Genomic DNA, 22503 nt, shown 5'->3' with positions numbered 1-22503 from the left:
ATAGAGATATGAAGAGCTTTAGAACAGAAATAGAAAATCCCGTAGTTGAAAAGGACATCATTGACTTGGAGAAGAAAATTCGCCAGTTCAAAGGAGGTGAAATGGACGAGGAAAAGTTCAGAAGCCTTCGTTTGGCCCGTGGTGTTTATGGACAGCGGCAACCCGGGGTTCAAATGGTACGGATTAAGTTGCCTTATGGTAAGGTTACTTCCAACCAACTTTTACGAATTTCCGATGTTTCTGACGAATACTCCCGCGGACGGCTGCACATCACCACGCGTCAGGATATCCAAATCCACTATGTGGACTTGGAAAGAACGCCTGAGTTGTGGGCAGAATTGGAACGGGATGAAGTTACCATTCGCGAAGCTTGTGGAAACACCGTTAGAAATGTGACCGCAAGTGAAACAGCTGGTATTGATGTAGATGAACCCTTTGATGTTTCACCCTATGCGCAGGGACTTTTTGAGTACTTCTTACGTAACCCCATCGGGCAAGAAATGGGAAGGAAATTCAAGGTGTCCTTTTCGGCCAGCGATGCCGATACCGGATTATCCTACATGCACGATTTGGGCTTTATTGCCAAGATTCAGAATGGCGAAAGAGGTTTTAAAGTGATGTTGGGCGGTGGATTGGGTTCCCAACCCCGTCATGCTGACGAATTGTATGAATTTCTGCCAACGGACAAAATTATTCCATTGATGGAAGGTGTAATTCGTGTGTTTGACCGATATGGAGAACGTAAAAGTCGCGCCAAGGCCCGTATGAAATTTTTGTTGAAGGACATCGGTTTGGACGGTTTCAAACAATTGTTGGAAGAAGAACAATTGGCCATTCCGCATCAAACCTATCCCATCAACATAGAAAGTTATCCAGAAGTAAAAATTGCAGAGGTGGAAGCCCCGGCGGTGACCATTGCGGACAATGAAACCTTTGAGCAATGGAAGGCCACCAACTTGGTACCGCAAAAGCAAGAAGGCTACGTGGCTATTGGAATTAAGGTGCTTTTAGGAGATTTCTATACCGATAAAGCTAGGGAATTGGCCAAATTGGTTCGTGATTACGCTGCTAGTGAAATTCGTCTTTCCCTCAGACAAAATATATTGATTCCGTATGTAAAGGAGGATTTGGTTCCTTTCTTTTATCAGGAATTGAGCCGATTGGGCTTTGCTGAAGCTGGTTATAACAAAGCTTTGGATATTACCGCTTGCCCCGGTACGGATACCTGTAACCTGGGAATTGCCAGCAGTACCGGAATCGCCGATGAGTTGGAACGCGTAATCAAGGCCGAGTACCCACACTACATCAATAATCCAGATGTGGTTATTAAGATAAGTGGTTGTATGAATGCTTGTGGGCAACATAATATGGCACACATTGGTTTTCAAGGAATGTCTGTCCGAACCAAGGACAAATTGGTGGCCCCAGCTTTGCAAGTACTGTTGGGTGGGGGGAACTTAGGTAATGGAAAAGGTGTTTTTGCCGACAAAGTGGCCAAAATTCCAAGTAAAAGAGGTCCTCAGGCATTGCGTCTTATCTTGGACGATTTTGAGGCCAATAGTAATGGAGAATCCTTTACGGAGTATTATGAAAAGCAAGGACAATTGTATTTCTATGACTTTCTAAAACCACTTACCGATGTAGATAACCTTACCCCAGAAGATTTTATCGATTGGGGAAATGAGGAAAAATATAAAAAAGAGATTGGGATTGGTGAATGTGCCGGGGTGATTGTGGATTTGGTAGCAACCTTGTTCCTTGAAAGTCAAGAGAAAATTGAGAGTGCAGAAAATGCAATCAACGAAGGAAAATGGGCAGCCAGTATTTATTACTCCTATCAATCCATCGTTAACTCTGCTAAAGCCTTGTTGACCGCCGAAAAGGTGAAGACAAACACCCATGCAAGCATCATTAAGGATTTTGATGAGCTTTATGTGTCATCGGGAAAAGTATCTTTTGACGGAAGTTTTGAAAGTTTGGCCCTTCAACTCAATAAAAACGAACCATCCGAAACATTTGCTAAAAGCTACTTGGAAGATGCCAAAAGCGTGTTACAACGTTTGGAAAATTATAGAAAATTGGAGTTGGAACATGCATAGAGGAAAGTTGACAGTGGTAGGAGCCGGCCCAGGCGATTTGGACCTGATTACCCTAAAGGGTATCAAGGCATTGCAAAGTGCAGATGTAGTACTTTATGATGCTTTGGTTGACTCCGCATTGTTAAAATATGCCTCCAATGCCGAACAAATTTTTGTTGGGAAACGAAAAGGATGCTATCATTTTCAACAAGAGCAAATCAATGATTTGATTGTGGAACGGGCATCGCAAGGATTGCATGTGGTTCGTTTAAAAGGAGGAGACCCGTTTGTATTTGGCCGAGGTGCGGAAGAAATGGAATTTGCAGCCCAAAAAGGAATCGATGTGGCCATGGTTCCTGGAATTTCATCTTCGGTATCGGTGCCTGCTACTCAAAATATTCCTGTGACCAAAAGAGGCGCAGCTGAAAGTTTTTGGGTGATAACAGGTACGACCAAAGATCACAAATTGTCTAAAGATGTGGCTTTGGCGGCGAAGTCGAATGCCACGGTGGTCATCCTTATGGGGATGTCCAAATTGGGAGAGATCATGAATCTCTTCAAAAAAGAAGGAAAAAAAGATACCCCCGTGGCCATTATTCAAAATGGAACTAGGGAAGATGAAAAAGTGGGAATTGGTACTGTTGCTTCCATTGAGCACAAGGCAAAGGAGCAGCAGTTGGCCAATCCTGCCATAATTATCATAGGCGAAGTGGTCAATCACCGTCAAAATTTATTGGATATTCAAAATGAATATCAAGCTAAAGGAAAAGAATTGTTTGAAAAAGTATAAACCCTCGATTGTCCCCTTGAGGGGACTTTAGGGGTGTCGATTAAAAGCAAGATTATGATCAAAACAGACATACTAATTATTGGAGCAGGACCAACAGGTTTGTTCACCGTATTTGAAGCAGGGTTACTAAAGTTGAAATGCCATTTGATTGATGCGCTGGCACAACCAGGAGGGCAATGTTCAGAGATTTACCCAAAAAAGCCAATTTATGATATTCCCGCCTACCCAGAGATTCTGGCCGGGGATCTAGTGGACAAACTGATGGAACAAATTAAGCCCTTTGAGCCCGGATTCACTTTAGGTGAGCGTGCAGAAACATTGGAGAAACAAGAGGATGGTTCATTCATTGTAACCACCACAAAGGGTACCCAGCACCATGCACCCGTGGTTGTCATTGCAGGTGGATTGGGGTCTTTTGAACCTAGAAAACCAATGATTCCCAATATTGGGTTGTTCGAGAGTAAAGGAGTTGAGTACATGATTAAAGACCCCGAGCAGTTCCGAAACAAGAAAGTAGTGATTTCAGGGGGAGGTGATTCTGCTTTGGATTGGGCTATTTTCTTGGCAGACGTTGCTTCTGAAGTTTCTTTGGTTCACCGAAGAAATGAGTTTAGGGGTGCGCTGGATTCTGTGGAAAAAGCACGGGAATTGGCCAAACTAGGTAAAATTCAGTTGTACACCGAAGCCGAGGTAAAAGAAATCCATGGTAAGGATGATCTTCATGCCGTTGTCATCAAATATAATGATGAAACAAAAGAACAGACCTATGTTGAAACGGACTTCTTTATTCCACTGTTTGGTCTATCCCCAAAACTGGGGCCCATCGGAAGTTGGGGCTTGGAAATTGAAAAGAACGCTATAAAAGTGAACAACGCCAAGGACTATCAGACCAATATTCCAGGAGTATTTGCCATCGGTGACGTAAATACCTATCCCGGTAAACTAAAATTGATTCTCTCTGGATTCCATGAGGCCGCAGTTATGTGTCAGTTCGCCTATCAAATTATCAATCCAGATAAGCGATATGTAATGAAGTATACCACTGTTGGCGGCGTTGAAGGATTCGATGGTTCCAAAAAAGAAGCCAAAAAAGAAGTGGTGCAGAGCATCAATTAGTGTAAAATCAATTTTTGATGAAGCACCTTCCCGAAGCAATTTAGGAAGGTGTTTTTTTATCCGCTATATTTGAATTTTACAACTGTATGCAAAGTCTGTTCACCTTACGCGATTTTTACAGTAAGCTCAGTTTACCCATTCCAGATAATATTGGAAAGGATGTTGGGCACTTCAATGTTTTTAAGATTGATGAATATCGCGCTCGTTTGAACAAAGGGGAGATGCGTTATGATCAACGCTCCTACTTCAAAATAAGTCTTATCAATGGGAGAAACAAAGCTGAGTATGCCGATAAGTCAATCCATATAGAGAATAAGGCTTTGTTGTTTGCTTCCCCGAAGATCCCGTACCGCTATGTTCCGTTGGATAGTGATCAATCGGGGTATTTCTGTGTTTTTACCGATACTTTTTTATCAAAGGACAAGAGTGGGGTAATTTTAGACAACCTGCCCTTGTTTCAACCGGGAGGATATCCCATTTTCAATATTTCGGATGAGAACTACAAGGAGTTGGAGCAGTTATTTGCAAAAATAAATACGGAGCTTTCGTCCGACTATCCCTATAAATTTGATTTGATTAGGGCGTATGTGATTGAGCTCTTGCACTTGGGGCAAAAATTGAACCCAGTGGAACCCCTTGAAAATGGTAAAAGTGCAGCTACCCGGATTACCGATTTGTTTGTGGAACTACTGGAACGCCAATTTCCAATAAACTCACCTTCACAGAGATTGGGGTTAAAAACAGCCAACGATTTTGCGGAACGTTTGGCAGTGCACCCCAACCATTTAAACAAGGTGCTGAAAGAAACCACGGGAAGCACCACAACGGCCATAATTCATTCCCGAATCTTTGAAGAAGCCAAAATCCTCCTCAATAATACGGATTGGAACATTTCTGAGGTCGCATATGGTTTAGGTTTTGAGGAAGTGGCCCATTTTTCCAATTTCTTCAAAAAATACTCTACTCTTTCGCCGTTACAATTCAGAAAGGAAATAAAAGTTTGATTTTTACAAAAAAGCGTTTGATACGTGCAACCCATGCCATGCATGCCTAGCTAATTTTGCTCTTGAATCAAAAATCAAATAGAATGAGCAAAGAAAAAATAGCATTGGTAACGGGTGGAAGCCGTGGACTTGGTGAGGACATGGCTATCAACCTGGCCAAAAAAGGACTGAATGTTGTATTGACCTACCGAAGCAACAAGGAAGAAGCCGATAAAACCATAAGTGAGATTGAAAAAATAGGTCAAAAAGCCTATGCATTGCAACTGGATGTAGCCAATATCCAAAGCTTTAGTTCCTTTTCAGAAGAGGTAAAAAAAGGCATAGCTTCCCATTTTGGAGCTGAAAAGATTGACTTCTTGATCAACAATGCCGGGGTTGGTATAGACACGCCCATTGGCAAAACCACGGAAGAGCAATTGGATGTTCTGGTGGATATTCATTTTAAAGGGGTGTATTTGCTTACACAAACCCTATTGCCCATTCTTGCCGATGGCGGAGGAATTGTGAATATTTCAAGCGGATTGGCCCGTTTTTCCTTCCCAGGTTATGCGGTATATGGATCCATGAAAGCTGCTGTTGAGGCACTTACGCGATATCAGGCCAAGGAATTGGGTGCTCGAAAAATTAGGGCAAATGTTGTGGCTCCGGGTGCCATTGAAACCGATTTTGGAGGTGGAACCAATAAAACTGATGAAGGCAAACGAACCGCCATTGTCAATTTTACCGCTTTGGGTCGAGTGGGGATTCCCAGCGATATAGGAGGTGTCGTAGCCTTCTTATGCACGGATGATGCAAAATGGGTCAATGCGCAGCGCATTGAAGTCTCTGGAGGGATGATGATTTAGCCTTCTGTTACATATTTTACAAAAGAGCCGCAAATATGAAAAATAGCGGCTCTTTTTTTGCTTTTCAGTCTTGAGTGCCGTTACTTTGCATCGCAGTTCATTTAAAACTTGAAAGGTTATCAAGAAAGGTGGAGGGATTGGACCCTTTGAAGCCTTAGCAACCCTCGACTTCGAGAAGGTGCTACATTCTACCCGATTGGGAAGGATAACAAAAGAATACATTCCAACCGTATTTTCCACATTTTCTTGATTCCGCATATCCTTTTATATGGGAGATTGTATTATGGAAAAAATTGAAGACATTCTGCAAAAACGAATTCTGGTCCTGGACGGGGCCATGGGTACCATGTTGCAGCGCTATAAATTTACAGAAGCGGATTTTAGGGGCGACCGGTTTAAAGATTGGCCCAGTGATCTACAGGGGAACAATGACCTGTTATCATTGACCCAGCCCAAGGCCATTGCTGAGGTCCACAGGAAATATTTTGAAGCGGGGGCCGATATTGTGGAGACCAATACCTTTTCAGGGACAACCATTGCCATGGCCGACTACGGTATGGAGGAATTGGTGTACGAACTGAATTATGAATCCGCGAAAATTGCTAAACAAGTAGCCGAGGAATTTACGGCCAAAGAACCGGATAAACCCAGATTTGTAGCAGGGAGTATTGGCCCAACCAACAAAACAGCCAGTATGTCACCCGATGTGAATGACCCTGGTTATAGAGCAGTTTCTTTTGATGAGCTCCGAAAAGCGTATAAACAACAAGTTGAAGCCCTGCTCGATGGTGGTTCCGATATTTTATTGGTAGAAACTATTTTCGATACCCTTAATGCAAAGGCTGCGCTGTTTGCTATTGAAGAAGTAAAGGATCAACGCAATATTGAAGTGCCCATCATGGTGAGTGGTACCATTACAGATGCTTCCGGGCGGACCTTATCGGGGCAAACGGCGGAGGCTTTTCTTATTTCTGTGTCCCACATTCCCATTTTATCCGTTGGATTCAATTGTGCTTTGGGAGCGAAACAATTGACACCGCACCTAGAGGTGATTTCGGCCAAATCAGAATTTGCCACTTCTGCCCACCCCAATGCGGGATTGCCCAATGCCTTTGGGGAATATGATGAAACCCCGGAGCAGATGGCCGCTCAAATCAAGGAATATGTGGAAAAAGGCTTGGTACATATTGTAGGCGGATGTTGTGGTACTACTCCAGAGCACATTAAAGCCATAGCCGACCTTGTAAAGCAATATACTCCCAGAAAACTCAAATTTGAGCATGAAGAAAGTGTATAATAGTTTCATTTTAATATTGATTTTGGCGGTTTTGATATCCTGCGCAGAGAAAGAAAAGGGTAAGGAAACCGTTGTCGCTTCCCGCATGAAAAATGACATCATAGGAACTTGGCAACTGGTATACGGTGAAATAAAAACGGCAGACTCCCTAGAAATAAAGAATCTATCCAATACAGAGTTTATAAAGATTTTGAACAAGGACCATTTCGCTTTTTTCAATCAAGTAAAGGGTAGTACCGAAGGATTCTATGGAGGTGCAGGTACATATACCTTGGAAGGGAATGCCTACGTGGAACAGCTGGATTATATTGGTGTAAATGAACTTAGAGGACATAAATTTCCCTTTACTATTGAGATTAAGGGAGATACACTGATTCAATCTGGGATAGAGGATGTGCCCGAAGTTGGTATCAAAAGGCATATCGTGGAGAAATATATTAGAATCAAGTAAGAAATCGATTCATGACCCAAATAAGACCTTTAAAATTATCTGGACTTGAGCCCTTGGTAATTACCCCAGAAAGTAATTTCATCAATGTAGGGGAACGAACCAATGTGGCCGGTTCCAAACGGTTTTTAAGACTCATCAAAGAAGAAAAATTTGACGAAGCCCTTGACATTGCACGTGATCAAGTGGAGGGCGGTGCCCAGATTATTGATGTGAACATGGATGATGGCCTCATTGATGGAAAAGTGGCTATGGTCAGATTTTTGAATCTAATTGTTTCTGAACCTGATATTGCCCGCGTGCCCATTATGATTGATAGTTCCAAATGGGAAATTATCGAAGCTGGTCTTCAGGTGGTGCAGGGAAAATGTGTGGTGAACTCCATCAGCTTAAAGGAAGGAGAGGAAGAATTTATCCGGCATGCCAAATTGATCAAGCGCTATGGTGCGGCGGTGATTGTCATGGCTTTTGATGAAGTGGGTCAGGCTGATAATTTGGAGCGTCGAATCGAAATCGCGAATCGGTCTTACGATGTTTTGGTGAATAAGGTGAATTTTCCACCAGAGGATATCATTTTCGACCTTAATATTTTTCCTGTGGCCACGGGAATGGAAGAACATAGGCGCAATGCTATTGATTTTATAGAGGCTACGCGTTGGGTGAAGGAAAATCTTCCCTATTGCAGCGTCAGTGGTGGGGTAAGTAACGTTTCATTCTCCTTCCGGGGGAACAACCCCGTTCGTGAGGCCATTAACTCGGCCTTTTTGTATCATGCCATTAAGGCCGGGATGAACATCGGAATTGTAAACCCTACTCTATTGGAGGTGTACGACGATATCCCCAAGGATCTATTGGAATATGTGGAGGATGTGCTTTTGGATAGGCGGGATGATGCTACCGAACGCCTATTGGAATTTGCTGAGACGGTTGTGGGTACAGCCAAAGAAAGCAAGGTTGATTTGTCTTGGAGAGAAGAGCCTCTTCAAGACCGAATTACCCGTGCCTTGGTCAAAGGGATAGATCAATATATCATTGAAGATGTCGAAGAGGCTCGTCAACAAGCCGCCAAACCTTTGGAGGTTATAGAAGGTAACTTGATGACCGGAATGAATGTGGTAGGGGATTTATTCGGAAGTGGAAAAATGTTTCTACCCCAAGTGGTGAAATCGGCCAGGGTCATGAAAAAAGCAGTAGCCTACTTAACACCCTATATTGAAGCATCGAAAGATAAGGATGCCAAAGCCGCCGGAAAAATATTGATGGCCACCGTAAAAGGGGATGTGCACGATATTGGTAAAAACATTGTGAGCGTCGTATTGGCCTGTAATAACTATGAGATTGTAGATTTGGGCGTGATGGTTCCTCCGGAAAAAATCATCAATAAAGCCAAGGAAGAACAAGTGGATATTATTGGTCTCAGCGGATTGATTACCCCATCCTTGGATGAAATGGTCTTTTTGGCCAAGGAAATGGAGCGTCAAAACTTTGATGTTCCCCTTTTGATTGGAGGTGCCACCACAAGCAAGGCCCATACCGCGGTAAAAATAGACCCTGTGTACAGCAAGTCAGTGGTACATGTTAACGACGCCTCTAGAGCGGTAACCGTGGTAGGCGATTTACTTCAAGATGAAACCTCCATCAACTATAAAAAATCCATTAAACTGGATTATGAGAGCTTTAGGGATAAGTTCCTGAGTCGTTCACGGACAAAGGAATATTTGTCCCTGAGACAGGCTAGGGAGAATAAATTTCAGATTGATTGGAACTCCTCTGATATTAAAAAACCTAACAAATTGGGCATAGAGGTTTGGGATGATTTTGATTTGACCAAACTGGAGGGTTTTATTGATTGGTCCCCTTTCTTCCGCGGTTGGGATTTGCATGGGAAATATCCAGATATATTAACTGATGATATAGTGGGTGAGCAGGCCAAAGAACTTTTCAAGGATGCCAAAGAACTTCTGAAACGAATCTTGGACGAAAAATTATTGAAAGCAAAGGCAGTTTTTGGGCTCTTCCCTGCCCATCAAATTGATGAGGATGACATTGAAGTTGATAAAGATGATGAAACCTTCGTTTTTAGAACCCTTCGTCAGCAACTCAAAAAACGGGAAGGAGTTCCCAACATCGCCCTTGCGGATTTCATCGCTCCGAAAGATTCTGGAATTCAAGATTATGTAGGCTGTTTTTGTGTAAGTGCAGGATTTGGCACCCAAGAGTTGGCCGCCAAATTTGAAAAAGAGCATGATGATTACAATTCCATTATGATCAAAGCTTTGGCTGATCGTTTGGCGGAAGCATTTGCGGAATATCTTCATAAAGAAGTGCGTACAAAACAATGGGGCTACGCAGTAGATGAAAATTTGGACAACAATGCTCTCATCAAAGAAAAATACCAAGGAATCCGACCCGCACCGGGTTATCCCGCCTGTCCCGACCATCTGGAGAAAATCACCATTTGGGAACTACTGGGCGTAAAAGAGAGGATTGGAGTGGAACTTACTGAAAGTCTGGCCATGTGGCCAGCGGCCAGTGTTAGTGGCTACTATTTTGCACATCCGCAAGCAAAATATTTTGGATTGGGGAAAATAGAGCAAGATCAAGTAGCGGATTTTGCCAAAAGAAAAAACATAAAACTGGAGGAAGCCCAAAAGTGGCTGGCTCCTAATATAGTTGAAACATAAAGCATGAAAGTAACCGACCATATTAAAAAAGCAAAAGGGAAAACCCTTTTTAGTTTTGAAATTATACCTCCGGTAAAGGGGAAGAGCATTCAGGAACTGTATGACAATATTGATCCTTTAATGGAATTTAATCCGCCATTTATCGATGTCACCACATCCAGAGAGGAGTATGTGTACATTGATAGGGATGGGCTCTTGGACAAAAAACTCACCCGTATGCGTCCAGGAACCTTGGGTATCTGTGCCTCCATAAAGCATAAGTATGACGTAGACACCGTGCCCCATGTACTTTGTGGTGGTTTTACTAAAGAGGAAACGGAGTATTTGTTGGTGGATTGCCATTATTTGGGCATAGAAAATGTAATGGCCCTACGCGGTGACGCCATGAAAGAGGAAAAGTATTTTGCCCCTACCAAAGGTGGGCATCTATACGCATCTGAATTGGTAAAGCAAATCCAAGACATAAATTGCGGCAACTATCTCCATGAAATGATAGAAACGGACAATTGCTCTGATTTTTGCATTGGGGTAGCAGGGTATCCAGAGAAGCACATGGAAGCTCCTTCCCTTAAATCTGATTTAAAACGGTTGAAGGAAAAAGTGGAACTGGGTGCCGATTATGTGGTGACGCAGATGTTCTTTGATAATAAAAAATTCTTTGCCTTTGTGGAAGCGGCCCGCGAAATGGGTATTGATGTGCCCATTATTCCAGGCATTAAGCCTATCGCGGTAAAAAGGCATTTACAGTTGCTGCCCCAAGTCTTCCGGGTGGACATTCCACAAGATTTGGTAGATGCTGTTGAGTCCTGCAAGACCAATAAGGATGTCCGTCAGGTTGGTGTGGAATGGTGCATTCAGCAATCCAAGGAACTGAAGGAAGCTGGGGTGCCCGTTTTGCATTATTATTCCATGGGAAAATCGGATAACATTAAAGCGGTTGCCAAGGAGTTGTTTTAGTATTTGGATTTTAAGGATTTTTTTAAATCTACTCAGGTAATTCAAAGGCATTGTCCAAAAGGTCTGGGGTCAAAACGTATTCATAAGTTCGGGTATTGATTTCTGTAAAAATTGTGCCTTCTGATATTGTAAATACTCTAAAGTCCTCTACAAAGCACAAACCTTCTATATCTGAAGCTAATCCAAAACAACGGTATCCTCTGTTGGAGTTAGGAATGCGAATTTCAAGTTCTAAAGAGCAAAGAGCACCACCATAACCATCCTCAGCAACAATTTCACATTGAAATTTCCCGCCATCTTGTACTAATTCCGTAAATTCTTGGTCACTTTTGATTAATAGTTGAACATTGGTATTGTTTCTTAGAATGTAAGTATAGGTACGTGAGTCAGGGCCATCATATTCTAGTCCACTGCCACAGCTATATAAAATAAAAATTATGTAAAAAGCTATACATTTTTTCATGTTACCTACAGTTATCGTACATATATTCATTAAACAATTCGTCAACATAACCTTCAGTAGGATTATTATGTTGACTTTTTAAACGTTGTTTCCAACTATGAGGGCCTCGAGTTCCATGTAAAGAACTCTGAATCTGTTTAAGAGTGTACCCTTTTACTCTGTCCACAGGTCTTGCGGGGTTGTTGAATTCTACTCTTTGATTGAAATCGTCTATTAAGTCTATGACAATGGGAGTATATTCATAGTTGCTACCGTGTTTTATCTCTCTATTTTGTTTGTCCGATTTATATAGGTTCAAAGGGAAGTTGTTTCCAATACTGCCCGTTGCACGATAATTTGAATTCAACTCCCTGTAACGGTTATTGGTAACTTCGGTCTCAACACCTATAGCCCAACTTTCGGCCATGGTTTGCAAGGTACATCCGGCAGCCCTAATATTTATAAAGAAATCCCGATCCATTCGGTAATGGCTGGCGTGGGCCATTTCATGGGAAAATCTGATAACATCAAGGCGGTTGCCTAGGAGGTGTTTTTACTATTTGGATTCTAAGGATTTTTCTAAATCTACTCAGGTAATACAAAGGCGTTGTCCAAAAGGTCTGAGGTCAAAACGTATTCATAAGTTCGGGTTTTGATTTCTGTGAAAATTGTGCCTTCAGATATGGTAAAAAGCAAATGGTCTTCAACAAAACATAGATTTTCAGAAAGCTTAGGTCTCCCAATACAACGGTATCCTGTGTTGGTGTTTGGAATACGAATTTCAAGTTCACCAGAGCAAAGGCCACCTAAATATCCTTCGGAAGAAATAGTCTCACATATAAACTCACTATTATTGGGAGTCAATTGTTCTCTTCCGAAATCACTAATTATCAATAGTTCAGAACCAGTTAGGTTTTTTATGATATAGGTGTACGTTAAGGTTGGTTCCGAGGTATCCTCAATAATACCGCAACAAATGATTGTAAGGAAAAAGGATAATAAAAAAAGTCTTTTTAACATAATATCAAGTTTATTTACAGTTGTCAAACATGTAGACTCCAAATAATTCATCAATAAAACCTTCAGTTGAATTATAATGTTGACTTTTTAACCGCTCTTTCCAGCCATGGGGGCCACGTGCGTGATTCAAGGAAGTTTGTATTTGTTTCAAACTATAACCTTTTACTCTATCAATAGGTAAAGCTAAAATACTAAGCTCAAACCTTTGGTTAAAATCGTCTATAAGATCAATTACGATTGGGGTATATTCATTATTGCTCTTATGCTTGATTTCTCTTGCCTGTCTTTCTGAGTTAAATAAATTTAAAGGTCGGTAATTCCTATAACTTCCAGTAGAAACATAGTTAGAGCTTAGTCCAAGATACCTATCATTTGTAACTTCGGTCTCAACACCTGTAGCCCAACTTTCGGCCATGGTTTGCAAGGTACATCCGGCAGCCCTAATATTTATAAAGAAATCCCGATCCATTCGGTAATGGCTGGCGTGGGCCATTTCATGGGAAACTAATGCGTAAATTTCATCACTGGCCATGGCCCTTCCATCATCCAGCCTGCCTACCCGTATTTCAGCATAAGGTAAAAGCGTAAACTTTCCACCAGGGTTAATGTCCAAGTGGTCTCCAGACTCTTGGTTATATTTTGCACTTATCCGTAACCAGCTTTGGTTGGGGTGATGTAATCCAAACTTGCCCACAGCCCTATCGTAAAAATCATAAACAGCATTGTGTACCAAGGCATAGAACTTGCTTCGGCCATAAGAAAAGTGCTGATTCCACGGTGCCCTTTTGTATTTGCGGGTACCCCGGTGCTTTGCTCTTACAAGCATATTCCCCGCCATGATTCTAAACCTTCTACTGTCACTGTTAAAGTGCACTGCATATTTTACCCGTTTGGTCCGGGTTCTACTGGTTCTGAAATTACCATTGCGGTCAGTACGCGCCCTACGAATCACCAAAAGCCCCCACTTGCGTACTTTAACCTCAGCACCCATAACCCCAACGGTTTTGTTCACCGCATCTTCCTGTACTGTAATTTTTCCGCTGGGATACCATTTACGGCGGTTGGCTAGGGTCTCTTGCTCCAATAAAGTTTCAACAGAAACCAAATCTATGACCAGGTCTTTTTGTTGATAGCCTAGTTGAGAAGCTTCTTCATAACTATAAAGCATGCCTGAAGAATCATTGGGCAGATAAAATTTTAGCACAGCAAGTTCATCTTCTTCCAAGTTATTGGTCAGTTTTAGTGCCTCAAGTTCCAAGTATTCAAAAACCTCCCCGTTCTCGTCCACGGTAAGGATGTCCTTGGTAGTTTTGTTCTGGGGTTGTTTTACCACAATTTCACCCTCTTCGGGTTCTTCTTTGTCCAGTTCTGGGGCAAAATACATATTGTCCAAGCGTTCATTTTGTATTTCTTCAGGGATTGGATAATCATAAGGGACAACGGCATAAAGATAAGAAAGACCATCCGCTCTCTCATCGCCTTCCAGTTCGGGGTCATGATAAAAATCACCTTCCTCCTCAATTTCGTAATGCAGGGGTATATTGGACACTTGAAGGACGGTATCCTTTACTAGTAGGTCATGCTCCAGACTGTCCTTGGGCAAGAAGCGATAGTAGTAGTGGGAGGGAAGTACCTCAATGCCTTCTTCATCCTTATAGGTCTTGGCCAGTTTGCTGTGTTTGGATTTGCCTTTTAGGTTGAACAGGAGATTGTCAAAAGCCGTTTGCATGTTCTCCACGGTGTAAGGGATTTCAAGTTTTTGCCCTAAAACAATTGACTTACTATCTGTTTCCTCAATTTGTGCCTCTCCACTTTGCATCATGGGTTGGGTTTCTTCTTTTTGACAGGATAATAATAGCGTCATGCAAAACAATGACACAATAGCTCGTTTTAAGTTCGATTTTTTCATTTTATATAGATTTGGGATTCTTGTTGCATCCGATTAAGAAAATATTTCCTAAAAAATTGGAAGCTTTGGAGCAAGGAACCTACAAGAATTTACTTTCAATTATTCCAATTGACTAATCCTGGTTTTCAATTGATGAATGGGCTTTTTGAGTCAATAGAACACTTATGTGCAATAAATCTGGCAGGTATTTTAAGCTCCAGTATTGTGACCATCAGGGTATGTCAAAATTGAACTCCCTTGGGTGCTTTATTTTTCCTACTTTAGTGCCCCATGAGGCCCCTTTTCTGTTTTATTTTCTGCTTGTGCTTTGCTTTTGGGTTTTCCCAAGACGATGAGATTCCGAAGAAATATGTGCTGGATGTCAGCCAGTTCTATGGTTCCATTCTCTTGCACAACACAGATATTTCACATCTGATAACCAACCATCCCGGAGGGATTATTTTGGGATTTAATCGAAAACGTTTTGGACACGAGGATTGGGAAGCCAGCTTGGGATATCCTGATACTGGGTTTTCGTTTGTGTATCAAGATATGAACAATCCCACCCTTGGAAAAAATTTTGGGTTGTACGCGCATTATAACTTTTATTTTTTCAGGAGAAACCTTCAGTTACGGGTCGCGCAAGGAGTAGCCTACAACACCAATCCGTATGATAAGAATAAAAACTTTAGGAATAATGCCTATGGTAGCCATCTGCTGAGTACTACCATGGTCATGTTCAATTACCATAAAGAGAATTTGTTTGAAGGACTGGGTGTTAAGGCAGGCTTATCGCTTATCCATTATTCCAATGCCAATTTTAAGGCACCCAATACTTCTACAAACACCATGGCCGTGAATTTTGGACTGACCTATGATTTGGATGGAGGAAAGGTTTATGAATATTTGGAACCTGTTCCCAAAGAAAAAGTAACGGAGCCAATTCGATATAACCTTGCGCTACGTGGAGGGGTGAACGAGAGTGATGTCATAAATTCGGGTAGATACGGATTTTGGATTCTATCAGCCTATGCCGATAAGCGTCTGGGAAAAAGAAGCGCTATTCAATTGGGAGCGGATGTTTTTTTTTCCAACTTTCTAAAGGAATTGATTCGATTTCAGTCCACCTCCTTTCCTGAAATGGACGTAGCGGCTGACACAGATTATAAAAGAGTGGGTCTGTTTGTTGGGCATGAACTTTTTGTGAATAAGTTGAGTGTTGTGGCCCAATTGGGATACTATGTGTACTATCCTTTTGATTTTGAGGGAAGAATGTACAATAGAGTAGGAATGAAGAGGTATTTTAGGGATAAAGTCTTTGGGGCCATCACCTTAAAATCACATGGCGCCAAAGCAGAAGCTGTTGAATTCGGAATAGGGATTAGATTGTAGTATGGAGATTTGAGATGTTAGTATTGAGAAGACTATATAAAAATGAGAATGTCACCATGAGCACAGTCGAAGGGGCAGTTGATAGGTGCATGTTATTCTTTTCAGCCTTAGTGTTGATGTCCTGCAACGGCGACAACGTTCCAGACTGCTTCCAAAATGCTGGGGAAACAGTTCTCGAAACAGTTGCCGTTCCCGATTTTAATACCATTACAGTTTTTGAGAACCTCAATCTAGTATTGAAGCAGGGAGATGAACAAAGCGTTGCAATTGAAACTGGAGAATTCCTTCGTAATGATGTTTCTGCAAAAGTGGATGGGGACCGACTTATTCTAAGAAATGAAAATAGCTGCAATTATGTTCGGGAATACGGTCTCACCACCATTTATGTCACTTCTCCCAATATTTCTGAAATACGGAGTAGTACTGGACTGCTGATTTCCAGCGATGGCGTTTTAGAGTACCCCAACTTAACCCTGATTTCGGAGAGTTTTACAAATCCGGAGGCCGAAACCACAGATGGCTCATTTGATTTGGAAGTGAATTCCACTACCGTCAGAATTGTAGTGAACGGCATAGCCTATTTTAAAGTTGGCGGCGCCACTACCAACTTTAATGTCACTGTTGCCGCTGGGGATTCGCGGATTGAAGCTGAGAATCTTGTTTCCCAAAATGTTGTTATAAACCACAGAGGTTCCAATGATGTTTTCATCAATCCACAGCAAAGCTTAAGTGGTGTAATTCGGGGTACTGGAGATGTAATCAGTAAAAACACACCGCCCGAGGTGGATGTTGAGCAACTTTTTAATGGCAGGCTTATTTTTCAAGATTGAATTTTTATTCAATTCAATTAAACCAAATTTCCTTTTCCGGTCTTTGGATTTCTCACTATGTTCGGAGAAAGAAATCACTGCTTTTGAACTCACTTTTTGCACATATCAAACAATTGTTTTCCAGCACTCCAAGAAGTAAATCGGTCAGGGGACTTAAGGGTATGGAAAAGGTTGATGCAATTTTTCATAATCTCGTGATTGAAAAGCAGGTGCCAGGGCTATCGGTCACCATTCTCAAAAAAGGTGAAACGCTACTAAAGAAAGGATACGGTTCTGCGAATTTGGAGCAGAAGATTCCAATTGATCCAGAACGGACCCTATTCCGAATTGCCAGTATATCCAAATGCATTACAGGATTGGCTTTAGGAAGAATGATGGAAGAAGGTATTGTGGATTTGGATGGCTCATTTTATCAATATGTACCGTATTATCCCAAAAAACGATATGATTTTACATTAAGACAGCTGGCCAGTCACACGGCAGGAATTCGAGGGTATCGTGGAAAAGAATATGCTTTGAACCAAAATTTTTCCATAAAAGATAGTATTGCGGTTTTTAAGAATGATCCACTACTTTTTGAGCCTGGTAGCGGGTATTTGTACAATAGTTTTGACTTTGTCTTGCTCTCTTTGGCCATGCAGGAGGCCAGTGGAAAGCCTTTTCGAGATTATGTGGCCGAAAACGTGCTCCAACCTTTGGGATTGGATTATACATTTTCACCTGATCAGGTCGAGGGCCAATCCGCGCATGGGGCAAGCGGTAGGGATTTCTGGCAAGCACAGTTCTACACCAGAACATCAAATGGTTTCAAAAAGGCGATTTCAGTAGATAATTCATATAAATTGGCTGGTGGCGGATTTTTATCAACGAGTCATGATGTTGCAAGATTAGGTCAGGCCATATTGCAACAAAGGCTTCTAAAAAAAGAAACGTATAAGCAGTTGCTGACCTCCCATACTGTTAATGGAAAGCCCACTTTTTATGGTTTGGGCTTTCAAGTAAGTCAGGATGCTGAGGAAAGGTCTTTCGTGGGGCATGTGGGCAGTAGTGTAGGGTCATATACCAACTTTTTTGTGTATCCTAAGGAAGAAATGGTCGTATCAATATTGATTAACTGCACAGACCCCAAAGTGCAAACCCACTTGGAGAACATAATCACGCTCATTTGAATTTGAAACAAAAACCATGATTTCAGAAGCTTTATTGGAAAAATTCGGGGCACTTAGGGTTAGCCTCAAAAAAAAGAAATGCTCTTTGAAATTGATACCACACCCAGATTTTATTATCAAGTAATCTCAGGTGAAATAAAGATGGGTAACCTTAATGAAGATGGTAAAGAGTACATTCAAGGTCTGTTTTCCAAAGGTTCTAGTTTTGGTGAACCCCCTTTGTTCGGTGAAATGAAATACCCTGCCTATGCCATGGCAGTTGAAGATAGTCTAGTTTGGCAGTTGGAAAAGTCAAGGTTTTTTGAGTTGCTCAAATCCAACCCAGATGCGCATTTAAAAGTTACCAAGACCTTGGCAAAACGATTGCACTACAAAGCTACTATGGTCGCCGGTATTTCTACAGAGAATGCCACGGACCGGTTGCTTAACCTTATGGATTATTTTAAAAAACACATTCATAAAATCCCCGGGGATAAATTGTATCGCGTAGAACTCTCTAGGCAGCAATTGGCAGATCTCACAGGATTACGTGTGGAAACGGTGATTAGAGCTGTAAAAGAGCTTGAGAACACAGGGGAGGTACAAATAAAAAGCAGAAAAATCTACAGATAATACCTTTATGATGTAGGTCATAAATTAATGGCCACGGCCCCCAATACCTTTGTTCCATAATTGTAATTCAATGAAAATCATGGAACTCTATGTAAAGAACCTCAGAGAATTTAAAAAAGGGGAGCGGGGGTACTCCACTATTGGTATCATTATTCAAAGTTGTTTGGGGTCCATTGCCGCAATGTATATTCTTATCCAAGGGGCCGGAATCCTGCAAATGGTGCAACTGTTTTTGGTAACAATGTGCTGCATGGGATTTAATGCCTCAGTATTATCGCAAAGACCAGCAAAGGTCACTTTCAACTTATTCATTCTAAGTATTGTGGTCAGTACTGTAGTATTAATTTTAAATTTGATGTAGCTATGGGTAAAATGGATATTGGAAATAGAAAAGATGTATCCCTATTGGTACATCGCTTTTACGAAAAAGTACGCAAGGACCCAGAAATTGGTGGCTTTTTTAACTCGACCATTATGGATTGGCCAGGACACATGGAAAAATTGACCGATTTTTGGGAAACCAACCTTCTTTTTGTTCAAAAGTATAAGGGTAACCCTATAAAAGTCCATGCGGAATTGGATAAAAAAGTGGGTCATAAAATAGAGAATTACCATTTTGGAATATGGCTCCGTCATTGGATGGAAACTTTGGATGCCCATTTTGAGGGGCCAAATGCCGAAAAAGCAAAGCAACGGGCTCGAAATATTAGTGTACGTATGTTTATGGCCATTTTTGAAGAAAGAAAGCCGTTGGCCAACAACTGATAAATTGTTCACTTGCGTGCTTCATGATTTTTATGGAAATTTATTCCAAATGGATGTGTTGAGGTCTCTTTTTATTTTTTTCATACTTTTTATGGCCGGCCATTTGCATGTTGAAGCAAAGGGTTTCTCTTTTAATGACTTTACGGTATTACAGGACAGCATTCATTCCGAATTGGGTTCAAAAGAATGGAAGAAATTCAAATACTTTGAGGAGCAACTGCAATCATCAACTTTGTCCCAAAAGGAGAAAGAATACCAATTGACTGGCTATGCCCGCGATTCTCTTCAAATACTTAGAGTGAAATTAGTGGCCATAAAGGTCTTGGACGAAAAAAATCTATTAAATAGGGATATTGCCGAAAATTCCAAGTATTACATTGATTTGTTGGAAAAATTCAAGGAAAGCGACATTCCCCCAACAGAATATCTTTTTCTAGAAGAAAAGCTTGCTTATCTGAATCAAGAAGCCTTGGACAGACAGTTACAGGAGAGCAAATGGTTGAATTACGGACTTGTTTTACTTGTCGTGGCGTTATTGTTTCTGACCATCCATCAAGCAAGAAAACATCGAAAACCAGTTCTTCCAGCGCTGAGCAAACAGGAAACTTTGGTACGGAACCTTATTTTGGAAGGCAAGAGCAACAAAGAAATAGCCAATGAACTGTTTATAAGCCTAAGTACGGTAAAAAGCCACATCACCAATATTTATGGTAAGCTGAACGTGGGAAATCGCCAAGAACTTTTTGAAAACAGCACAGGTACTAGCACCTAATTCATACCACTTAAATTTTCCAATGGCATCATCCAGAATTTACTTTGTTTCAAAACCTGATGACCTTGAAACATGTACTATCGATTTTCGTCACCATTGGCATAGTAGTAAATGCAGAAGCACAATTTTTAATTAAGGGAAAAGTTTTTGATGCCTACAACCAACCAATTTCCATTGGGGATGTCTTGCTCTATTCTGTAAACAAAGAAGACTTGGTCAAGTACACCACTTTGGTGGATGGCAGTTTTGAATTCAAAGAAGTTGCCCAAAAAGAATATTGGTTGCAAGTTTCGGCATTGGGTTATGAAACCCATTCCCAAGAAATCAGTATTTCTGAAAACCTAGAATTGTCCATTCAGCTCCTGGAAGATGTGACCGAGTTGAAAAGTGTTGAGGTGGTCGCCTTAAAAAATCCCATCACCACTAAAAATGGCAATTTTAAGATTGATGTCCAGAATCCGGTGTTTTCTTCTATGGTGGACCCTTTGGAGGTGTTATCAAAACTGCCGAATGTGCAAATTTCTCCAAATCGGGAATCTATTTCGGTGGTTGCAAAAGGAAGTCCGCTTGTGTATTTGGGCAACCAACGTATCAGTCTCGATGAGTTTATCGCACTTTCCGTTGATTCCATTGAAAGTATTGAACTCATTAACAATCCTTCCCCAAAATATGAAGCCGAAGGACGAGCGGTAATTTTAATTCAGTTAAAGCAAAACACTGAAAAAGGTACCGCGGTGACCTTAGGTGAAACGGTGTCCTTCAGACAAAACATAAACAATTATATCAGTGGCAATGGGAATCATTCCAATGGAAAATGGAACCTTCGAGGGGACCTTAACTATAACACAATTGGACAGTGGGAGAGCAACACCTTTGCGTTTGCCATCCCCGAGGAAAATATTTCTTCCGATTATTTGGTGCTCATCCCGGACAATAAGAGAATGCAGCTCAACAGCGGATTGGGATTTTATTATCCTATCAATGATAACGACTACATTTCTTTTAATACCATTTTCCGTCGCCAAACGGATAAAGCTGGTTTTGAAACCGAAACTCTTTTGCAAAATGGGAGCGAGGTAAATGAAATCATCTCCGAAACACAAAATGATAACCAGAGAGATTATTTTAGTGGCAATTTCAATTTCAACAAGCAACTCAACAAGAATTTGAACCTTTTTACGGGAATACAGTATTCTGCTTTTAACCAGAAGTTGCACACGGATATTTCAAACAATTATGACAATGAAGGACTAGAGCTAGACCAGACCAGAAACCAAGATTACAACATTCAATCCTTGGCTGCTCGTGTGGATTTTGAACAGAGCCTCTCGGAAAATTCACGATTGGATTTTGGGCTGAATTGGAACGAGGCCCGAGCCGATGCCTTCAGTGAGGTCATTCTACCAGGAACGGGCAACCAAGAAATCACCAACTATGATTATGAAGAAAATTTGTATGCCATCTATGCAAATGCTGAGTCGCGTATAGGTGAGAAGTTCAACTTTAATCTGGGAGCAAGAGTGGAATACAACCAAGTCAAAGGTCAACTAAAAAATGATTTACAGCCGTTGGTAGAACGGGAGAACACCCGGATATTTCCAAAAGTAGGGTTGAGCTTTACCATCGATAGCACCAAAACCCTTTCACTGAACTACACCAGAAACATCAACCGGCCCAATTTCTCAAGAACCAGTTCCGTAAGGGTGTTCATTAATCCATTTTTGGAAGCAGGGAACAATGTGGATTTGATTCCGACCATTACCAATGAAGTTACCTCGAATCTTCAAGTGGGCAACACCTCTATCTTTGGTGGGGTCTATACCAACCAAAATCCAAGATATTTTCTGATTGGATATTCCGAAAACGACACTGTTGCCCTACTGGCCGAGAACAATATGGATAAAGAGTCTGGTTTTTATGCTGGATTGACGGTGCCGTTTTCTCATAAAAGTTGGTCTTCTACCAATTCAGTGAGCCTGACCTGCAACAAAATAAAGGATTCTTCCGCAGTGTTCACAAAGGCTCAACCCTATCTGTATGTCTATACCGATCAACAATTGAAAGTGGCCAAAGATACTATAGTGTCTGTTGGTGGGTATGCTCTCACCCCTCGGAAAGAGGGTATAATTGAAAGAAATGGTATGGTGGTGTTGAATGCTTCCGTGACCACTACTATTTTTAAAAAATTCCAATGTGCCCTGCGGTTCAACGATATTACCAAGGCCATGAATTTTGATGAAGGCTATTCCATCAATGGGGTGGAGGCCAATGGTACGTATTATGCTGATGGACGGGAAATGGCCCTATCCGTGAAATATAGCTTCGGAGGGAATTCGGTGAACAAGTTCAAGAACAAAGATGTGGATGAGAATTTAAACCGAATCAAGTGATTTT

General features: G+C 41.4%; 21 protein-coding genes and 1 riboswitch. Of the genes, 17 read left to right on the top strand and 4 right to left on the bottom strand.

Going from position 1 to position 22503, the window contains the following annotated elements; genetic code table 11:
- Positions 1-8 precede the first annotated feature (8 nt).
- The 9 genes from AB1A65_RS01165 to metF all read left to right on the top strand — a co-directional run bounded on the left by AB1A65_RS01165 (position 9) and on the right by metF (position 11219).
- Positions 9-2099, top strand: a complete 2091-nt coding sequence (locus tag AB1A65_RS01165; protein ID WP_366584781.1) for a HEPN domain-containing protein — start codon at positions 9-11, stop codon at positions 2097-2099.
- Positions 2092-2868 (top strand): uroporphyrinogen-III C-methyltransferase, encoded by a 777-nt coding sequence (cobA, locus tag AB1A65_RS01160; protein WP_366584779.1) that lies wholly within the window; start codon positions 2092-2094, stop codon positions 2866-2868. The genes AB1A65_RS01165 and cobA overlap by 8 nt, the downstream gene beginning before the upstream one ends.
- Positions 2869-2922: 54 nt before the next feature.
- Positions 2923-3984, top strand: a complete 1062-nt coding sequence (locus AB1A65_RS01155) for an NAD(P)/FAD-dependent oxidoreductase (RefSeq protein WP_366584777.1) — start codon at positions 2923-2925, stop codon at positions 3982-3984.
- Positions 3985-4070: 86 nt separating this feature from the next.
- Entirely contained in the window at positions 4071-4988 is a 918-nt protein-coding gene (locus AB1A65_RS01150; protein WP_366584775.1) for an AraC family transcriptional regulator, read from the top strand.
- An 83-nt stretch (positions 4989-5071) separates the two neighbouring features.
- Positions 5072-5833, top strand: coding sequence for an SDR family oxidoreductase (locus AB1A65_RS01145; RefSeq protein WP_366584773.1), 762 nt, complete (start codon positions 5072-5074; stop codon positions 5831-5833).
- A 113-nt stretch (positions 5834-5946) separates the two neighbouring features.
- Positions 5947-6045: riboswitch (SAM riboswitch) on the top strand.
- Positions 6046-6116: 71 nt separating this feature from the next.
- A complete protein-coding gene (locus AB1A65_RS01140) occupies positions 6117-7130 on the top strand; it encodes a homocysteine S-methyltransferase family protein (RefSeq protein WP_366585232.1) in 1014 nt (337 codons plus the stop codon).
- Positions 7114-7581 (top strand): hypothetical protein, encoded by a 468-nt coding sequence (locus AB1A65_RS01135; protein ID WP_366584771.1) that lies wholly within the window; start codon positions 7114-7116, stop codon positions 7579-7581. Before AB1A65_RS01140 ends, AB1A65_RS01135 begins: the two co-directional genes overlap by 17 nt.
- An 11-nt stretch (positions 7582-7592) precedes the next feature.
- A complete protein-coding gene (gene metH, locus AB1A65_RS01130) occupies positions 7593-10262 on the top strand; it encodes a methionine synthase (RefSeq protein WP_366584769.1) in 2670 nt (889 codons plus the stop codon).
- A gap of 3 nt (positions 10263-10265) precedes the next feature.
- The gene (gene metF, locus AB1A65_RS01125) at positions 10266-11219 is read left to right on the top strand and encodes a methylenetetrahydrofolate reductase [NAD(P)H] (RefSeq protein ID WP_366584767.1); all 954 of its coding nucleotides are present in this window, start codon (positions 10266-10268) and stop codon (positions 11217-11219) included.
- A gap of 28 nt (positions 11220-11247) precedes the next feature.
- Here the strand turns inward: metF and AB1A65_RS01120 are convergent, their stop codons facing one another.
- The 4 genes from AB1A65_RS01120 to AB1A65_RS01105 all read right to left on the bottom strand — a co-directional run bounded on the left by AB1A65_RS01120 (position 11248) and on the right by AB1A65_RS01105 (position 14590).
- Positions 11248-11682, bottom strand: a complete 435-nt coding sequence (locus tag AB1A65_RS01120; protein WP_366584765.1) for a hypothetical protein — start codon at positions 11680-11682, stop codon at positions 11248-11250.
- A gap of 1 nt (position 11683) precedes the next feature.
- On the bottom strand, positions 11684-12166 hold the full coding sequence (locus tag AB1A65_RS01115) for a hypothetical protein (protein WP_366584763.1): 483 nt from the start codon (positions 12164-12166) through the stop codon (positions 11684-11686).
- An 80-nt stretch (positions 12167-12246) separates the two neighbouring features.
- Positions 12247-12681 carry a hypothetical protein gene (locus AB1A65_RS01110; RefSeq protein WP_366584761.1) on the bottom strand — a complete coding sequence of 145 codons (435 nt, stop codon included), beginning with the start codon at positions 12679-12681 and terminating at the stop codon, positions 12247-12249.
- Between the two features lie 10 nt (positions 12682-12691).
- Positions 12692-14590, bottom strand: a complete 1899-nt coding sequence (locus tag AB1A65_RS01105; protein WP_366584759.1) for a hypothetical protein — start codon at positions 14588-14590, stop codon at positions 12692-12694.
- 270 nt (positions 14591-14860) lie between these two features.
- Here AB1A65_RS01105 and AB1A65_RS01100 point away from each other — a divergent pair, with 270 nt between their 5' ends.
- The 8 genes from AB1A65_RS01100 (at position 14861) to AB1A65_RS01065 (ending at position 22499) form a co-directional block, all read left to right on the top strand.
- Positions 14861-15961 carry an acyloxyacyl hydrolase gene (locus tag AB1A65_RS01100; protein ID WP_366584757.1) on the top strand — a complete coding sequence of 367 codons (1101 nt, stop codon included), beginning with the start codon at positions 14861-14863 and terminating at the stop codon, positions 15959-15961.
- 56 nt (positions 15962-16017) lie between these two features.
- Positions 16018-16791 carry a head GIN domain-containing protein gene (locus AB1A65_RS01095; protein ID WP_366584755.1) on the top strand — a complete coding sequence of 258 codons (774 nt, stop codon included), beginning with the start codon at positions 16018-16020 and terminating at the stop codon, positions 16789-16791.
- 83 nt (positions 16792-16874) lie between these two features.
- Positions 16875-17960 carry a serine hydrolase domain-containing protein gene (locus AB1A65_RS01090; RefSeq protein ID WP_366584753.1) on the top strand — a complete coding sequence of 362 codons (1086 nt, stop codon included), beginning with the start codon at positions 16875-16877 and terminating at the stop codon, positions 17958-17960.
- Positions 17961-18038: 78 nt separating this feature from the next.
- Positions 18039-18572 carry a Crp/Fnr family transcriptional regulator gene (locus tag AB1A65_RS01085; protein ID WP_366584751.1) on the top strand — a complete coding sequence of 178 codons (534 nt, stop codon included), beginning with the start codon at positions 18039-18041 and terminating at the stop codon, positions 18570-18572.
- Between the two features lie 70 nt (positions 18573-18642).
- Positions 18643-18933, top strand: a complete 291-nt coding sequence (locus AB1A65_RS01080) for a hypothetical protein (protein ID WP_366584749.1) — start codon at positions 18643-18645, stop codon at positions 18931-18933.
- Between the two features lie 2 nt (positions 18934-18935).
- A complete protein-coding gene (locus AB1A65_RS01075) occupies positions 18936-19337 on the top strand; it encodes a group III truncated hemoglobin (RefSeq protein WP_366584747.1) in 402 nt (133 codons plus the stop codon).
- Positions 19338-19386: 49 nt separating this feature from the next.
- A complete protein-coding gene (locus AB1A65_RS01070; protein WP_366584745.1) occupies positions 19387-20109 on the top strand; it encodes a helix-turn-helix transcriptional regulator in 723 nt (240 codons plus the stop codon).
- A 65-nt stretch (positions 20110-20174) separates the two neighbouring features.
- Complete coding sequence (locus AB1A65_RS01065) at positions 20175-22499, top strand: TonB-dependent receptor (RefSeq protein ID WP_366584743.1); 2325 nt, start codon at positions 20175-20177, stop codon at positions 22497-22499.
- The last annotated feature ends 4 nt before the right edge of the window (positions 22500-22503 follow it).

The sequence above is a fragment of the Allomuricauda sp. ANG21 genome (assembly GCF_040705235.1).
In the GTDB taxonomy this organism is placed as follows: Bacteria; Bacteroidota; Bacteroidia; order Flavobacteriales; family Flavobacteriaceae; genus Flagellimonas; species Flagellimonas marina.
The sequence above is the reverse complement of the archived record's forward strand: the minus strand, read 5'-3'. Positions and strand labels throughout refer to the sequence as shown.

Excerpts from the sequence above, each read along its gene's own strand:
- AB1A65_RS01165 (WP_366584781.1), top strand. The coding sequence starts at position 9 with ATGAAGAGCTTTAGAACAGAAATAGAAAATCCCGTAGTTGAAAAGGAC.
- cobA (WP_366584779.1), top strand. The coding sequence starts at position 2,092 with ATGCATAGAGGAAAGTTGACAGTGGTAGGAGCCGGCCCAGGCGATTTG.
- AB1A65_RS01155 (WP_366584777.1), top strand. The coding sequence starts at position 2,923 with ATGATCAAAACAGACATACTAATTATTGGAGCAGGACCAACAGGTTTG.
- AB1A65_RS01150 (WP_366584775.1), top strand. The coding sequence starts at position 4,071 with ATGCAAAGTCTGTTCACCTTACGCGATTTTTACAGTAAGCTCAGTTTA.
- AB1A65_RS01145 (WP_366584773.1), top strand. The coding sequence starts at position 5,072 with ATGAGCAAAGAAAAAATAGCATTGGTAACGGGTGGAAGCCGTGGACTT.
- AB1A65_RS01140 (WP_366585232.1), top strand. The coding sequence starts at position 6,117 with ATGGAAAAAATTGAAGACATTCTGCAAAAACGAATTCTGGTCCTGGAC.
- AB1A65_RS01135 (WP_366584771.1), top strand. The coding sequence starts at position 7,114 with ATGAAGAAAGTGTATAATAGTTTCATTTTAATATTGATTTTGGCGGTT.
- metH (WP_366584769.1), top strand. The coding sequence starts at position 7,593 with ATGACCCAAATAAGACCTTTAAAATTATCTGGACTTGAGCCCTTGGTA.
- metF (WP_366584767.1), top strand. The coding sequence starts at position 10,266 with ATGAAAGTAACCGACCATATTAAAAAAGCAAAAGGGAAAACCCTTTTT.
- AB1A65_RS01120 (WP_366584765.1), bottom strand. The coding sequence starts at position 11,682 with ATGAAAAAATGTATAGCTTTTTACATAATTTTTATTTTATATAGCTGT.
- AB1A65_RS01115 (WP_366584763.1), bottom strand. The coding sequence starts at position 12,166 with ATGGCCCACGCCAGCCATTACCGAATGGATCGGGATTTCTTTATAAAT.
- AB1A65_RS01110 (WP_366584761.1), bottom strand. The coding sequence starts at position 12,681 with ATGTTAAAAAGACTTTTTTTATTATCCTTTTTCCTTACAATCATTTGT.
- AB1A65_RS01105 (WP_366584759.1), bottom strand. The coding sequence starts at position 14,590 with ATGAAAAAATCGAACTTAAAACGAGCTATTGTGTCATTGTTTTGCATG.
- AB1A65_RS01100 (WP_366584757.1), top strand. The coding sequence starts at position 14,861 with ATGAGGCCCCTTTTCTGTTTTATTTTCTGCTTGTGCTTTGCTTTTGGG.
- AB1A65_RS01095 (WP_366584755.1), top strand. The coding sequence starts at position 16,018 with ATGAGCACAGTCGAAGGGGCAGTTGATAGGTGCATGTTATTCTTTTCA.
- AB1A65_RS01085 (WP_366584751.1), top strand. The coding sequence starts at position 18,039 with ATGCTCTTTGAAATTGATACCACACCCAGATTTTATTATCAAGTAATC.
- AB1A65_RS01080 (WP_366584749.1), top strand. The coding sequence starts at position 18,643 with ATGAAAATCATGGAACTCTATGTAAAGAACCTCAGAGAATTTAAAAAA.
- AB1A65_RS01075 (WP_366584747.1), top strand. The coding sequence starts at position 18,936 with ATGGGTAAAATGGATATTGGAAATAGAAAAGATGTATCCCTATTGGTA.
- AB1A65_RS01070 (WP_366584745.1), top strand. The coding sequence starts at position 19,387 with ATGGATGTGTTGAGGTCTCTTTTTATTTTTTTCATACTTTTTATGGCC.